The sequence below is a fragment of the Chitinimonas sp. genome, assembly GCF_036568685.1.
Lineage (GTDB): Bacteria > Pseudomonadota > Gammaproteobacteria > Burkholderiales > Chitinimonadaceae > Chitinimonas.
On the sequence record NZ_DATCSC010000106.1, the window covers coordinates 48697 to 63375 of the forward strand.

12 protein-coding genes are annotated in these 14679 nt (G+C 62.6%); 10 read left to right on the top strand and 2 right to left on the bottom strand.

Annotation, left to right across the window (positions count from 1 at the left end):
• Nucleotides 1-5: 5 nt before the first annotated feature.
• Nucleotides 6-2834, bottom strand: coding sequence for a pitrilysin family protein (locus VIM95_RS15090; protein WP_331987236.1), 2829 nt, complete (start codon nucleotides 2832-2834; stop codon nucleotides 6-8).
• A gap of 152 nt (nucleotides 2835-2986) precedes the next feature.
• Nucleotides 2987-3313, bottom strand: a complete 327-nt coding sequence (gene fdxA, locus VIM95_RS15095; protein WP_331987239.1) for a ferredoxin FdxA — start codon at nucleotides 3311-3313, stop codon at nucleotides 2987-2989.
• Between the two features lie 164 nt (nucleotides 3314-3477).
• Here fdxA and gluQRS point away from each other — a divergent pair, with 164 nt between their 5' ends.
• From gluQRS to VIM95_RS15145, 10 genes are all read left to right on the top strand, one after another.
• Nucleotides 3478-4404: a tRNA glutamyl-Q(34) synthetase GluQRS gene (gene gluQRS / locus VIM95_RS15100; RefSeq protein ID WP_331987241.1), complete on the top strand. Its 927-nt coding sequence runs from the start codon at nucleotides 3478-3480 to the stop codon at nucleotides 4402-4404.
• A 176-nt stretch (nucleotides 4405-4580) separates the two neighbouring features.
• A complete protein-coding gene (locus VIM95_RS15105; RefSeq protein WP_331987245.1) occupies nucleotides 4581-7376 on the top strand; it encodes a FimV/HubP family polar landmark protein in 2796 nt (931 codons plus the stop codon).
• A gap of 70 nt (nucleotides 7377-7446) precedes the next feature.
• Entirely contained in the window at nucleotides 7447-8229 is a 783-nt protein-coding gene (gene truA, locus VIM95_RS15110) for a tRNA pseudouridine(38-40) synthase TruA (protein WP_331987249.1), read from the top strand.
• 133 nt (nucleotides 8230-8362) lie between these two features.
• Complete coding sequence (locus VIM95_RS15115; protein WP_331987252.1) at nucleotides 8363-8983, top strand: phosphoribosylanthranilate isomerase; 621 nt, start codon at nucleotides 8363-8365, stop codon at nucleotides 8981-8983.
• 25 nt (nucleotides 8984-9008) lie between these two features.
• Entirely contained in the window at nucleotides 9009-10232 is a 1224-nt protein-coding gene (trpB, locus tag VIM95_RS15120; RefSeq protein WP_331987256.1) for a tryptophan synthase subunit beta, read from the top strand.
• A 48-nt stretch (nucleotides 10233-10280) separates the two neighbouring features.
• The gene (gene trpA / locus VIM95_RS15125; RefSeq protein ID WP_331987260.1) at nucleotides 10281-11084 is read left to right on the top strand and encodes a tryptophan synthase subunit alpha; all 804 of its coding nucleotides are present in this window, start codon (nucleotides 10281-10283) and stop codon (nucleotides 11082-11084) included.
• A gap of 77 nt (nucleotides 11085-11161) precedes the next feature.
• Complete coding sequence (accD, locus tag VIM95_RS15130; protein ID WP_331987264.1) at nucleotides 11162-12031, top strand: acetyl-CoA carboxylase, carboxyltransferase subunit beta; 870 nt, start codon at nucleotides 11162-11164, stop codon at nucleotides 12029-12031.
• A 75-nt stretch (nucleotides 12032-12106) separates the two neighbouring features.
• Nucleotides 12107-13375, top strand: a complete 1269-nt coding sequence (folC, locus tag VIM95_RS15135) for a bifunctional tetrahydrofolate synthase/dihydrofolate synthase (protein ID WP_331987268.1) — start codon at nucleotides 12107-12109, stop codon at nucleotides 13373-13375.
• Between the two features lie 8 nt (nucleotides 13376-13383).
• Complete coding sequence (locus tag VIM95_RS15140) at nucleotides 13384-14163, top strand: SPOR domain-containing protein (protein WP_331987270.1); 780 nt, start codon at nucleotides 13384-13386, stop codon at nucleotides 14161-14163.
• The gene (locus VIM95_RS15145; protein WP_331987272.1) at nucleotides 14160-14651 is read left to right on the top strand and encodes a CvpA family protein; all 492 of its coding nucleotides are present in this window, start codon (nucleotides 14160-14162) and stop codon (nucleotides 14649-14651) included. Before VIM95_RS15140 ends, VIM95_RS15145 begins: the two co-directional genes overlap by 4 nt.
• Nucleotides 14652-14679: the final 28 nt, after the last annotated feature.

The following is a 14679-nucleotide window of genomic DNA, read 5'->3' on the forward strand; positions in this document are numbered from 1 at the left end:
GGCACTCAGTACAACTCGATCTTGCGCGGATCGTCACCCGCAGGCTTGCCTTCCGCCTTGGCAAAGTCGCCGGCGAGCGAGTAGCTGAGCTTGGCCGGATCGAAGTGTCGCTTGAAGGCGGCGTTCACTTCCTCCAAGGTCAACTGCTCCAGGTCGCGGATATGCGCTTCGGTCAGGCTCAGGGGCTCCCCATAGCGTAGCGAGTCGGCCAGTAGCCGCATGCGGGCGGTATCGAAGGCCAGGGTCTGGCGATAGCCACGTAATACGCCTTCCTTCTCCCGCGCGAACTCCTCGGCAGTAAAGCCATCGCGGCGGGCCCGGTTGATTTCTTCGAGGATGGCGGCTTCGATCTTGGCCCGATTCTCTGGGGCAAAAGTGGCAGAGATCGACCAGGTGGCGTATTCGTCATCACGATCAAAGGACAGCGAGCTGCCTATGCCATAGGTCAGACCATCCTTCTCTCGTACCCGTTGCCAGAGCCTGGACTGCGGGCCACGGCCCAGCAGCTGGTTGGCCATGGTCAGCACCATGTCGTCATGGAAGCTGTAGGCGAGCGGCAGATAGGCCTGCGCCTGATAGATGGCATTCTTGGTATCCGGCGTCTCGGTGACGAAACGCACCGGCGCAATCTCACGGTAGGGGTCTTGCGCCTTGACGTAGGGCTTCTTGGCTGGCCAATTGCCAAAGCCCTGCTCCAGCGCCTTTTGTACCGCCGCCACATCGAAGTCGCCCACCAGCACGATCTCGCCCTCGCTGCCGCCGTAGTACTCACCGTGGAAACGTCGCGCCATGTCCAACGTGGTGGCGGAAACCAAGGCAAAGCGCTCACGCCGTGTCAGGCTGCGCAAGACGCTGTCTGCAGGCAGCCCCATATCGAAATGCTGGGTCAGCCGCGAATTGGCGAACAGCTCCGGCTCTGGCGCCTTGTCGCGGCCAAGCGAGTCCAGCCAGCGGCGCTTGAGCAGATCGAACTCCACGCCGTCGAAACGCGGGTGCCGCACCACTTCGCTGAACAGTGCCACGGCATCGGCAATCTGGTCGTGCCGGGCCTTGAAGTTGATCTGTACCCCGCCAGAGCTGGAGTTAAAGTTCGCGGCGGCATCCAAGCGGTTGAAGGCATTCTCCAGCGCCAGCTTGTCGAGCTTTTCGGTCCCCTTGTTGAGGAGGTCGCCGGCAAAGTCGCCCGGCATGCGGTTCAGCCGTCGCTCTTCGGGGCTGCCAAAGCGCACCCGGAACAGGCCTTGTATCTCGTTGCCCTTGGTCTTCTTGGCCAGCAGGGCATACTTCAGCCCATTGGCCAGTTGGCCACGCACCGTACGCGCCTCGACCGCAGCGGCGGTCGGCTCGATCACCTCGCCGCTCTCCATGGCGGTGCGCTGGTAGTCACGCACCAAGGCCGCCGTATCGGGCACCACCGGAATTTCGGCTCGATCAGCCTCGGCAGTCGGCAGGAAGCGACCGACGATACGCGCTGACGCCTTGAAGTAGCGCGGACCGACCTGGTTGACCTCGGCCAGGCTGATCGTCTCCGCCCGATCAAGGTTGTAGAGCGCGTAGCGCCAATCGGTATGGTTGGCCAGTTGGGTTGCCAGATTGGCAAGGGTGCCGATCTTGTTGCGCATCTGCTTGACCGCATTGGCTGTGCCCAGTTGCACCATCTCGAAGGCACTGGCCTGAAAGGGCGCCTTGTCCAAACCCTCCAGCTGGTCGATCAGGGCACGCTCCAGCTTGGCCATGTCACCGCCCTTGGGCACCGTCGCCGCCGCCACGAAGAGACCATCTTGCTCCATGCATTGCACCGAAGCAGACTGGCTTACCGCCTGCTTGGTCTCCACCAGGGCACTCTGCAGGCGACCGTTGCGGGTATTGCTCAAAAGTGCTGCCAGATTGCGTAGCGCCAGTGTATCGGGGTGGTCGCAACCCGGGATCCGGTAAGCCACCCGCACGTGCTCGGCATCACCGGGCCGGCGCAACTCTACGATACGCTGGCCATCCTGCACCGGCTCCACGCGCACCGCACGGACCAGCGGCAGGGGAGGGTTCTGCAGAGTACCGAATTCGCGCACGATCGCCTGCTTGGCCGCGTCAACATCAAACTTGCCGGCGATGGTGAGGGTGGCATTGTCCGGCCGATAGAAGCGTTGATAGAACTGGCGCAGCCGGTCTATATCCACATGCTCGATGTCACTACGATAACCAATGGTGCTGTGGTGATAAGGATGGGCAATATAGGCCGCCGCCAGCATGCGCTGGTTGAGCACCTGGCTATTGTTGTTCTCGCCGCGTTCCCATTCGTTGCGGACCACGGTCATCTCGGTCGCCAGCGCCTCGGGCTGCAGCAATGCCCCGGTCATACGGTCCGCTTCATGTGCCAGCAACCAGGCCAGGGTCTCGTCGTTGCTGACAAAACCGTTGCTATAGACCGTATTGTCGACCGTGGTATAGGCGTTCCAGCCTATGCCACGGCGCTGGTATTCCGCCCGCTCATCACCGAAGCGCTTGCTGCCCTTGAACATCATGTGTTCAAGCACGTGTGCCATACCGTATTCCCCGGGAGATTCGTCCCGACTGCCCACGCCATAGGCCACCAGCACACTGGTCGCCGGTTCGGTCTGGTCCGGCGCCAGCAGGATACGCAGACCATTGGGCAGGCGGAACTCGCTGATGCCGGCCGCACTGGGGCCAGCCTGCAGACTGATCACCGGGGCGGTGATCGCAACCGGCACGGCTTTGACGGGGCGACTGGCCGATTTGCCGGTCGTAGCAGCCTGGCCAACCCAGGACAGTGCCAGTGAGACGGCCAATGCGCAGACGGTGAAGCGGGGGGATTGCATGACGCGGTATTCCTCCAGGAAGGCTGCAACGATTCTAAAGCCGCGTGAGGCGGTTCTGTATAGGGGCTGACTCCGTAAATACAAACGGCGCCTGTCGATGCTCTCGACAGGCGCCGTCCTGGCAAATTCCACCACAAACGGGCGAAAGACGCTCAGCCCTTGTCCAGGTGCTGCAGCTTGCCCTTGACGCTGGCCCACTGATCGTGGTCCGGCAGCGGGTCCTTCTTCTCGACGATGACCGGCCAGCCCTTGGAAAGCTCGGCATTGAGCTGGATATAAGCCTGCTGGTCCGCAGGTACATCGTCCTCGGCATAGATGGCCTCGACCGGGCACTCGGCCACACACAGCGTGCAGTCGATACACTCATCCGGATCGATCACCAGGAAATTGGGGCCTTCGTGGAAGCAATCGACCGGACAGACGTCCACGCAGTCGGTATATTTGCACTTCACGCAGGCATCGGTCACCACGTAAGTCATAACGCTGAATCCTTCTTCATATGCAGCACGGAAATCCGGCTGCAATTGTAGCAGAAGCGTCCGCCTCCCCTTGCATAGGCTTGGTTATTTCATAATACAGCCCGGTTCTGAGCCTGCCGTACCGGGACCCGCCGCTCCTCGCCATCTCGCCGCTTCCTCTTGCCATGACGCAACCTGTCGAATCCACTGTCCGCTACCGCGGCCGCTTCGCCCCAAGCCCTACCGGCCCATTGCATCTGGGCTCGCTGCTAGCCGCCGTCGGCAGCTATCTGGAAGCGCGCAGCCACGGCGGAGAATGGCTGCTGCGCATCGAGGACCTGGATCCACCGCGGGAAATGGCTGGCGCAGCCGACGGTATATTGCGCACGCTCGAAGCCTTTGGTTTTGAATGGGACGGCCCGGTCGAATACCAGAGTCGTCGCCTGGATCGTTACCGGACTGCACTGGAGAAGCTGAAGCGGGCAGGGCAGGCCTACGGTTGCGCCTGTACCCGCAAGGAGATTGCCGACTCCAGCGTGCGCGGCATCGACGGACCTGTCTATCCCGGCACCTGCAGGACCGGTCTGCCGGCAGGTCGGGAAGCCCGCGCCTGGCGGCTCAGAGTGACGCCCGGTGCATATATACACTTTGACGACGCAATCCAGGGACCGCAGCAGCAAGACCTGGAGCAGCAATTAGGCGACTTTGTGTTGCTGCGGGCAGATGGTTTCTTTGCCTATCAACTGGCGGTCGTGGTCGATGATGCCGAGCAGGGCATTAGCCATATAGTCCGCGGCGCAGATCTGCTTGATTCGACCCCGCGGCAAATCTATTTGCAATCCTGTCTCGCTTATCCTCAGCCTAAATACGCGCACCTGCCGGTTTTGGTGAATACGGCCGGAGAAAAGCTGAGTAAGCAGACTCGGGCGCCGGCACTAATCACGGAGACAGCTACGAGTGAACTCTGGCAGGTACTCGACATGCTCGGGCAAATGCCGCCGAAGGGATTATTGAAGGCCTCGATTGCCGATTTATGGGACTGGGCACTGCCGAATTGGCAGCTTCAGCGGGTACCGACAGCGCCGGTTGTTGTACCAACGGCCCAAGGCTGACCGAAGCCAGCTTCACGCCAATGTCATGTATCCCATTGAAATTAAAGCGGCAAAATTTTCCCCTTTTTATTCGGCGATATTGCCATCTAAACTCAGATGACACGTTAGCTTGCGTGCCTAACCCCATGATGTTAATTTATTTGTCGGAAATTTGACTCCGCAAAAAGGTGGGAGCCGTGCGAATCAATTCAAAACTCAAAGCCACCGTGATGGCTGTGGCCATGGCCGCGATGCCGCTTGTCGCCCATTCGGCTGGCTTGGGCCGTTTAAATATCCTCTCCGGCCTGGGGCAACCCCTTCGCGCGGAGATCGACCTGGTTGCCGTTCAGGCGGCGGAAGTCGAGTCACTGAAGGCCGCGCTGGCACCAGCCGCTGCATTCCGCGAAGCACAGATCGATTACCCGCCGGTATCGCTGGGCCTGCGCTTCAACCTCGACAAGCGTGCCAACGGCCAATACTTTATTGCCGTGAATTCTTCGCAGGCAGTCAACGAGCCCTTCCTCGACTTCCTGGTCGAGCTGAAATGGGACGGTGGCCGCGTACTGCGTGAATACACTGCGCTGCTCGACCCGGTTGGCTACAACCCCGGCAGCAACACTGCAGCGCCGGTCGCAAGCCGCCCCAGCCCCGCGCAACCTGCTACTGCCGCAGCAACGCAGCCCGCCACGGCGCCGGCCAGCAAACCGGTTGCCCAGGCCAAGCCCGAGCCGGTCAAGGCCCCGGAGGCCAGCCCGGCAAAAAAGCCTGAGGCCAAGCCCGCCAGCGGCGACCAGACCTATACCGTCAAGTCCGGTGACACCCTGGCAGGCGTGGCACATCTGAACATGGTCGAAGGTGTCAGTCTCGATCAGATGCTGGTTGGCCTTTACCGTGCCAACCAAGGCGCCTTCGCTGGCAATATGAACCGGCTGAAGCAGGGTCAGGTGCTGACCATTCCGAACAAGGACACCCTGACCAGCGTCGATCGCGCTGCCGCAGCTCAGGAAATCAAGGTCCAGGCGGAAGACTGGCGCAACTACCGCAGCAAGGTTGCCGACAGCGCCCCCGCCTCGTCGGGCGAGACCAAGTCCGGCAGCGGTAAGATCACGGCCAAGGTCGAAGACAAGGTCAAGACACCAGAGCCCACCAGCAAGGACACCCTCAAGCTTTCCAAGGGCGACGACGGCAAACTCAAGGAGCGCGTGCAATCGCTCGAAGAGGAAGCCGCCGCCCGCAAGAAGGCATTGGCCGAATCCAACCAGCGCGTCGCGGATCTGGAAAAGACCAACAAGAAGCTCGAAGACCTGCTTGCCTTGAAGAACAAGCAAGGCGCGGAACTGCAAAAACAGGCCGACGCAGCTGCCAAGGCTCCCGCCAAGGCAGCAGAGCCGCCCAAGGCAGAAGCCAAGCCGGAAGCAAAGCACGAGACCAAGCCGGAAGTGAAACCGGCCCCTGTCGCCGAAGCCAAGCCGGAAAGCAAGCCCGAAGCCAAGCCCGAGACCAAGGTTGAAGCACCGGCTGCCACAGCGCCCGCCGAGACCAAGGCTCCCGAGGCAGCTGCCGAGCAGCCCAAGCCTAAGCCCAAGAAGAAGCCCCCCGTCATCATGCCGGAGCCGGAACCCGAGCCGTCCTTGCTCGAGAACCCGCTGGTACTGGGCGGTGGTGCAGCCATGGTACTGCTGGGTGGTGGTGCCTTCTTCCTGAGCCGCCGTCGCAAGAAGGGCAACTTCGAAGACAGCGTGATCACGGGTTCGGACCTCAAGTCCAACACCATGGTCGGCAATACCGGCGGTGCCGTGATCAGCACGGGCGTGACCGAAAACTCCTTCCTGACCGACTTCAGCCGCGCCGGACTTGGCACCATCGATACCGATGAGGTCGACCCGATCGCCGAAGCCGAGGTCTACATGGCCTACGGTCGTGATACACAGGCCGAGGAAATCCTCAAGGATGCGCTGACCCGCGATGGAGCTCGCCAGGAAGTCCGCCTGAAACTGCTGGAAATCTACAGCGGTCGCAAGAATGCTTCGGCTTTCGAGCAAACCGCTCAGGAGCTGTACTCTGGCACCCAGGGCCAAGGCCCATTGTGGACGCAAGCTGCAGAAATGGGCCGTGCGCTCGATCCGCAGAATACGCTGTATCAGCAACAGGCTCCGGTCGACACCGGCTCGCTCGACAAGACCATGGTGATGGCCGCCGGCACGCTGGGCGAACTGGGCGACACCGCCCGCTTCGACAGCCCCTTGCTGGCACCGGAAGAGCAAGCCGCCGCTGCTGACCTGGATTTCCAACTGGACAGCGCCGAACCGGCTCCCGCCGCACCAGCCAGCGATCTCGACTTTGACCTGGGCTTTGATACTGCGCCGGAAGCGGCGCACGAAGTCCCGGCCGAGATCGCCACGCTGGCAGACGACACCCCGACAGAGGCGCCTGCCGCTGCACAGGAGATGGATTTCGACCTGGGTGACTTCAACCTGGACCTGCCGGCAGCCGACGAGCCCAAGGCGGAAACTCCGGCAGCGCAGGATGACGGCATTCTCTCGCTGGACATCCCGCTGGACCTGCCGAGCGAACCCGCTCCGGCATCCGCCGCAGTCTCCCCGCTGGACCTCGATAGCGACGACTTCAAGGTGCCCGACCTGAGCCTGCCGGCTTCGGACGCCACCTTGGCCGAACTGGACACGCCTGACCTCGCCAGCGGGCTGGACTTCAACTTCGACGACACGCCAGCTCCGGCTGCAGCCGCTGAAGCACCGCTGAACCTCGACGGCGTCAGCCTGGACCTCGACATTGCGCCGGAAGCGGCCAGTGGCGCCGACGTGGTCGACTTCGGCGCCGAGCTGGACGACCCAGTCACCACCAAGATCGACTTGGCTCGCGCCTATATCGACATGGGTGACAAGGAAGGTGCTCGGGAGATCCTGCAAGAGGCACTGACCGAAGGCAGTCCGGATCAGAAGTCCACCGCAGAATCGCTGCTTGCCCAGCTGTAAGTACGAATCTGACGGTAAAATGACATGGGCCGCGTTAAGCGGCCCATGTTTTTTTGACTGAGGACCCTTGATGCGGATTGCGGTTGGACTTGAATACGACGGCCGTGCCTTCTGTGGCTGGCAAGCCCAACCGAACGGGCAGAGCGTACAGGATGCACTGGAACAGGCCATCAGCCGCATGGCGGGGCACCCGGTACGGCTGCATGCCGCGGGACGCACCGACGCCGGCGTTCACGCCAGCTTGCAGATTGCCCACTTCGACACCGTAGCAGACCGCCCCATCACCGCCTGGGTGCGAGGCGTAAACAGTTTTCTACCGCAAGGTGTAGCCGTATTGTGGGCACAGCAAGTCAGCGATGATTTTCACGCCCGCTTTGTCGCCACCGCCCGGCACTACCGCTATCTGCTGCTTAACCACCCCGTGAGGCCAGCCTTGCTGGCCGGCAGAGTAGGGTGGCATCACGCTCCACTCGATCTGGCACGCATGCAGGCCGCGGCCGGGCACCTCCTCGGCGAACATGACTTTTCCAGCTTCCGCTCCTCGGAGTGCCAAGCCAAGAGTCCGATCAAAACGCTGACCCGACTCGACATTCATCGCGAAGGCGGCCTGATTTGCGTCGATGCATCAGCTGGCGGCTTTCTGCACCACATGGTGCGCAACCTGATGGGCGCCCTGGTCCATATCGGCAAAGGTGGCGCAGAGCCTGACTGGATGGCGGAATTGCTGGCGGCACGAGACCGTACCATTGCCCCGCCAACTTTCATGCCGGATGGTCTCTACTTCGCCGGCGTGAGCTACCCGGGGGTATTTGGCATTGCCAGCGAGCCCTCGTTCCGCCACTATCTGGTCTGAATTGCGCAAAGGCGAGCCCTTAGGCCGGATTTGACTGCCAATGCCGGCTGGATCGGCGTTGTTGCATCCTATTGCCGCCCACTGCTCCCTCCAAGCACTACCTGCCACGTTACCGGATACTCGCATCGTACCCATGACCCCACGCATCAAGATCTGCGGACTGCGCGACGTCGCGACCGCCAAGGCCACCGCAGCACTTGGTGCCGACGCCATCGGCCTGGTCTTCTATGAAGCCAGCCCGCGTCATGTTTCGATTAACACTGCGCACGAGATCGTGGCAGCGCTACCGCCGTTTGTCAGCACCGTCGGCCTGTTCGTCGACGCGGAGCCTGCCTGGGTCGAGGGGGTGCTGCGCACCCTGCCGCTGGATCTGCTGCAATTTCATGGCGACGAACCGCCGGAGTACTGCCGGGCCTTTGGCCGTCCCTATATCAAGGCCGTCAGGATGAAACCGGGGCTCGATTTGGTAGAATTGGCGGACCGCTATGCCGACGCACGTGGTTTGTTGTGCGATGCCTACTCGCCAGCGGCCCCTGGCGGCACCGGCGAGCGCTTTGACTGGGGTCTGCTGCCGGCGACATTGCCGCTGCCCCTGATACTCTCGGGCGGCCTGACGCCGGAGAATGTCGGTTCCGCCATCAGCTCGGTAAAGCCCTGGGCGGTGGATGTATCCAGCGGCGTAGAATCCAGCCGAGGGATCAAGGACCCGAGCCGGATCGCCCAATTCATTGCCGCAGCACGCAGTGCGGCCTGAGCAACACGTTTCAATCGGAATATCGATGCAAATCAACGACCTCCCCATCCCCGCCGTCTACGACCTGCCTGACGAACGTGGCCGCTTTGGCGACTATGGCGGCATCTTTGTTGCAGAAACACTGATGGCGGCGCTGGACGAGCTCAAGCACGAATACGAGCGGGCCAAGGCCGACCCGGCTTTTATGGCCGAATACCGTAACGAGCTGAAGCACTACGTTGGCCGCCCTAGCCCCATCTACCACGCCAAGCGCTGGTCCGAGCTGCTGGGCGGCGCGCAGATCTACCTCAAGCGCGAGGATCTGAACCACACCGGCGCGCACAAGATCAACAACACCATCGGCCAGGCCTTGTTGGCCCGCCGCATGGGCAAGACCCGCGTAATCGCCGAGACTGGTGCCGGCCAGCACGGCGTGGCGTCGGCCACGGTGGCCGCCCGCTATGGCATGGAATGCGTGGTCTACATGGGCGCAGAAGATATCCAGCGCCAGGCAGCCAACGTCTACCGCATGAAACTGATGGGCGCCACCGTCGTACCGGTCACCTCCGGCTCGCGTACCCTCAAGGATGCGCTCAATGAGGCGATGCGCGACTGGGTGACCAATGTCGACAACACCTTCTACATTCTCGGCACCGCTGCTGGCCCCCACCCGTACCCCATGCTGGTACGTGACTTCCAGGCCGTGATCGGCGAGGAATCCAAGGTACAGATGCACGAGATGGCTGGCCGCCAGCCGGATGTGGTGGTCGCCTGCGTAGGTGGTGGCTCCAACGCCATCGGCATGTTCTACCCCTATATCCAGGTGCCGGGCGTACGCATGATCGGTGTCGAAGCGGGCGGGGAAGGGGTGGAGACCGGCCGACATGCTGCGCCGCTGAGCGCCGGCAAGCCGGGCGTGCTGCACGGCAACCGTACCTATCTGATGCAGGATGCCAACGGCCAGATCATCGAGACCCATTCCATCTCGGCCGGGCTCGATTATCCGGGCGTCGGACCGGAGCACAGCTACCTCAAGGATATCGGTCGGGTCGAATATACTGCCGCCAACGATGACGAGGCACTTGCGGCATTTCACGATCTTTGCCGGACTGAGGGTATCATTCCGGCCCTTGAGTCCAGCCATGCGTTGGCCTATGCCAAGCGGCTGGCGCCAACGCTGCCCAAGGACCAGATCATCCTGGTCAATCTGTCGGGGCGTGGCGACAAAGACATCCCGACCGTGGCCAAGCTGTCTGGCATCGAACTCTAAGCGAACCCTCACGCCGGTCCTCGCGACCGGCCTGCACCCCCTGACCCTATGTCAAGAATCCAGACTACGTTCTCGAGCCTGCAACAAAACCACAAACAGGCCCTGATCCCCTTTATCACCGCTGGCGACCCGCACCCGGCCGCCACCGTGGGGCTGATGCACGCCCTGGTAGCCGGTGGCGCCGACATTGTCGAGCTGGGCGTCCCCTTCTCCGATCCAATGGCCGACGGCCCGGTGATCCAGAAGGCTTCCGAGCGCGCACTGGCGCACGGCGTCAGCCTGCACCACGTGCTCGACATGGTGCGTGAGTTCCGCCGCCGCGATGCCGATACGCCAGTTGTACTGATGGGCTATGCCAACCCCGTCGAGGCCATGGGCTATGCCGCCTTCGCCGAAGCCGCCGCCGAGGCGGGCGTCGATGGCGTGTTGACGGTGGACATGCCGCCGGAGGAAGCCGGCGCACTGTCGGACACGCTCAAACGGCACGGTCTTGACCCTATCTTCCTGCTGGCCCCGACCACGCCCGCCTGGCGCGTGGCGGAAGTGGCCAAGCATGCCGCCGGTTATGTCTACTATGTCTCGCTCAAGGGCGTAACTGGTGCCGCCACCCTGGACATTGCCAGCGTGGCAGCCAAGCTCGATGAACTCCGTGGTCAGCTCAAGCTGCCTATCGGGGTCGGTTTTGGCATCCGCGACGCGGCTTCCGCCCAGGCGGTCGCGCGGATCGCAGACTCGGTCATCATCGGTAGCAGGCTGGTGCAGGAGGTCGAAGAGCATGGCGCCGACGCGGCGGCCAGGCTGACAGCCTTCCTGCGCGAGGTGCGCAGCGCGATGGATACCACCCGGGAATAACCCTGACAGGGCCGCCAGCGCGGCCCTTCAATTTTTCAAGCGCTTGGTCGGCATCGCCGCCGGCGCAGGAGACCAGTATGAGTTGGTTGCAGAAACTGCTACCCCCCAAGATCAAGGCCAAGCCGACCGGCCCCAGCAAGTCGGTGCCGGAAGGCCTCTGGAGCAAGTGTTCGGCTTGCGAAGCCGTGCTCTACCGTACCGATCTGGAGAACAATCTCGAGGTATGTCCCAAGTGTGGCCATCACAATGCCCTTACTGCCCGGCAGCGGTTGGACACGCTGCTCGACGCCGAAGGGCGCTTCGAGATCGGCGCCGAAGTCCGGCCTACCGACTTCCTCAAGTTCAAGGACTCCAAGCGCTACCCTGAGCGGCTTGATGCCGCACGCGAAAGCAGTGGCGAAGAAGATGCGCTGGTGGTCATGCAAGGGGCGATGCAATCGCTGCCCGTGGTCATCGCCGCCTTCGAGTTCAAATTTATCGGCGGCTCGATGGGCTCCGTGGTGGGTGAGCGCTTCACCCGCGGGGTACAGGCTGCCATTGAGAACAACTGCCCCTTTATCTGTGTTTCTGCCTCTGGCGGTGCGCGCATGCAGGAAGGCCTGACCTCGCTGATGCAGATGGCCAAGACCAGCGCCATCCTCACCAAGCTTGCCGACGCAGGCCTGCCCTTTATCTCGCTGCTGACCGACCCTACCATGGGTGGTGTCTCCGCCTCCTTCGCCTTCCTGGGGGACGTGGTGATCGCCGAGCCCGGCGCACTGATCGGCTTTGCCGGCCCGCGCGTGATCGAACAGACCGTGCGCGAGACCCTGCCCGAGGGCTTCCAGCGTGCCGAGTTCCTGCTGGAAAAAGGCGCGATCGATCTGATCATCGATCGACGTGAGTTGCGCAGCCGCATCGCTGCGCTGATCACGCTCCTGACCAAACAAGCCGCCGTCGCCGCCTGATTCGCGACACGACTCATCCATACAAGGCCTGGCATCATCGTCAGGCCTTGTGGCCTTTCTGGAGACCCTTTCCGCATGCACTTCGACGCCCCGACACTGGACGCCTGGCTGACCCACCTTGAGCTTGCCCATCCGGTACAGATCGACATGGGTCTTGACCGGGTCTCGCAGGTACGTGACGCGCTCAAGCTCAGCCCCAACTTTCCGGTCATTATCATAGGCGGCACCAATGGCAAGGGCTCTACCTGCACCATGCTGTCTGCGGCCTACAAGGCAGCCGGTTTCAAGGTCGGCACCTACACCAGCCCGCACCTGCTGCATTACAACGAACGCATCGCCATCGACCTGCGGCCGGTCGACGATGCCGCCATCGTGACCGCCTTTCGAGCCATTGAGGCCGCCCGCGGAGAGATATCGCTGAGCTACTTCGAATTCGGCACCCTCGCAGCCATGGTGCATTTCATGAGCCAGGGCGTCGACGTCGCCATTCTGGAGGTTGGCCTCGGGGGCCGGCTGGATGCCGTCAATGCCTTCGAACCCGACGTTTCTGCCGTGGTTAGCGTCGATCTGGATCACCAGAGCTATCTGGGCAATACCCGCGAGGCAATCGGTTTTGAGAAGGCCGGCATCTTCCGCGCCGGCAAGCCGGCCTTCTGCGCCGACCCGCAGCCGCCACAAAGCCTGATCGACCATGCCCGCCAGATCGGTGCTGATCTGCAACTGATCGGCCAGGACTTCGGCTATACCAACGAGACCACCCAATGGCGCTGGCGCGGCCGCCAGGGCCAGAAGCCGGGCCTTCCGTTCCCGGCGTTGCGCGGGGCCTACCAGCTCGGTAACGCCAGCCTGGTGCTGGCCATTCTGGACGCGCTGCACCAACGCCTGCCGGTAGGCATAGGCGACATCAAGCGCGGCCTCTTGGAGGTCGAATTGGCCGGACGCTACCAGGTTCTGCCCGGCCGCCCCTCCATCGTGCTCGACGTTGCCCACAACCCGCACGCGGCAGCGGCGCTGGCCCAGAACCTGATGAACCAGGGCTTCTTCCAGTCCACCCAGGCAGTCTTCGGCATCATGGCGGACAAGGACATCAAGGCCGTCGTCGACCTGCTCAAAGAGCATATCGACGTCTGGCATGTGGCCGCACCAGCCATCGCCAGGGCAGCCCCGGCAGCCCAGTTGGCCGAGCTGATCGTGGCGTCCGGCGCCAAGGGCAGGGTGCAGACTTACGACTCGATTGCAGATGCTTATGCGGCAGCCAGGCTTGCAGCGGGGGAAAATGATAGAATCGCGGCCTTTGGATCGTTCTACACCGTGGCCGAGGTGCTCGCACTGAAGCCGCGCTAAGCCCGACTATGGCCGACGCCCCTATCAGCGAAGAACTTACCGCCCTCAAGAAACGTGCACGCCGCCGCCTGGTCGGCGCCGTCGCCCTTGTTCTTTTGGCCCTGGTCGTACTGTGGACGGTGATGGATGACAAGCCGCCACAGAGCCTAGTTGCCCAGCCGGTTGCCATCGTCAGCTCATCGCCAGCCTTGAGCAGCACGGTGGCTCCCAGCGCCCCGGCTGTACCGATTCCTGAGCCCGCTCCGCAGCCGGCACCAAGCCAGCCAGTGGCAGCCACGGCACCACCGGTCACGCCCCCGGCCCTTGCAAAACCGGCTACCGAACCCAAGCTAGCGGTAGTGGACAAGCCCGCTGAGAAGCCCGCCAGCAAGCCCGAGACCAAGCCGGCACAGGACAAGAAGCCTGAGCCGGAGAAGAAGCCGGAAGCCAAGCACGCCGAGGTCAAGAGGGACCCGGCACGTATCCTGGCCGGCATGGAAGCAGAGACCAAACCCAAGCCAGCCGCCAAACCGGCCGCTGAAAAGGAAAAGGTTGCCGCGACCGGTGACGACAAGGCGCAGACTCGCTTCTTCCTGGCCCTGGGTGCTTTCGCCGACAAGGACAAGGCTGAAGGTTTGATCGGCAAGGCCAAGCAGGCCGGCGTCAGCGCGCAGACCGAGACGGTCAAGACCGACAAGGGTGTGCTGACCCGCTTACGAGCCGGTCCCTACCCTAGCCGGGAAGCTGCCGAGAAGGCGCATGCCAAGCTGGCCAGCGCTGGCGTGACGAGCAGTATCGTCAGCAAATGACCGCCTTCGACTACGCCGTACTGATCGTGGTGGGGTTGTCGGTCCTGCTGGCGGTGTTGCGTGGTGGTTTGTCGGAGATTCTGTCTCTGGCTGCGTGGATCCTGGGCTTCTGGCTTGCCCAGCGCTACGCCGGTGATCTGGGCGCAATGCTGCCCGCTGACGTACCGACGGCCGAACTGCGCTTGATTGCCGGCTTCCTGGGCATCCTGCTCGGCGTCTGGTTTATTTCCGCCATCGTCCGCATCACGGTGGCTCAGTTTGTAAAGGCAACCGGCCTGATGCCGCTGGACCGCTTGATCGGTGCGGTATTTGGCCTGGCGCGTGGTGTCCTGATCGTACTGGCACTGGTCCTGGTTGCCGGCATGACCAGCCTGCCGCGGCAGAGCGTATGGCGCGACGCGATGTTCAGCCCGCCGTTCGAAGCGATGGCGGTCGCACTCAAACCCTGGTTGCCCCCGCAACTGGCTGGGCATATAAAATTTGATTGAGGGTTTGCCGCAGGGCGCGCCAAAAAGG

Bases quoted from the DNA above. Each gene is read 5' to 3' on its own strand.
- VIM95_RS15090 (WP_331987236.1), bottom strand. From the start codon at position 2,834: ATGCAATCCCCCCGCTTCACCGTCTGCGCATTGGCCGTCTCACTGGCA.
- fdxA (WP_331987239.1), bottom strand. From the start codon at position 3,313: ATGACTTACGTGGTGACCGATGCCTGCGTGAAGTGCAAATATACCGAC.
- gluQRS (WP_331987241.1), top strand. From the start codon at position 3,478: ATGACGCAACCTGTCGAATCCACTGTCCGCTACCGCGGCCGCTTCGCC.
- truA (WP_331987249.1), top strand. From the start codon at position 7,447: ATGCGGATTGCGGTTGGACTTGAATACGACGGCCGTGCCTTCTGTGGC.
- VIM95_RS15115 (WP_331987252.1), top strand. From the start codon at position 8,363: ATGACCCCACGCATCAAGATCTGCGGACTGCGCGACGTCGCGACCGCC.
- trpB (WP_331987256.1), top strand. From the start codon at position 9,009: ATGCAAATCAACGACCTCCCCATCCCCGCCGTCTACGACCTGCCTGAC.
- trpA (WP_331987260.1), top strand. From the start codon at position 10,281: ATGTCAAGAATCCAGACTACGTTCTCGAGCCTGCAACAAAACCACAAA.
- accD (WP_331987264.1), top strand. From the start codon at position 11,162: ATGAGTTGGTTGCAGAAACTGCTACCCCCCAAGATCAAGGCCAAGCCG.
- folC (WP_331987268.1), top strand. From the start codon at position 12,107: ATGCACTTCGACGCCCCGACACTGGACGCCTGGCTGACCCACCTTGAG.
- VIM95_RS15140 (WP_331987270.1), top strand. From the start codon at position 13,384: ATGGCCGACGCCCCTATCAGCGAAGAACTTACCGCCCTCAAGAAACGT.
- VIM95_RS15145 (WP_331987272.1), top strand. From the start codon at position 14,160: ATGACCGCCTTCGACTACGCCGTACTGATCGTGGTGGGGTTGTCGGTC.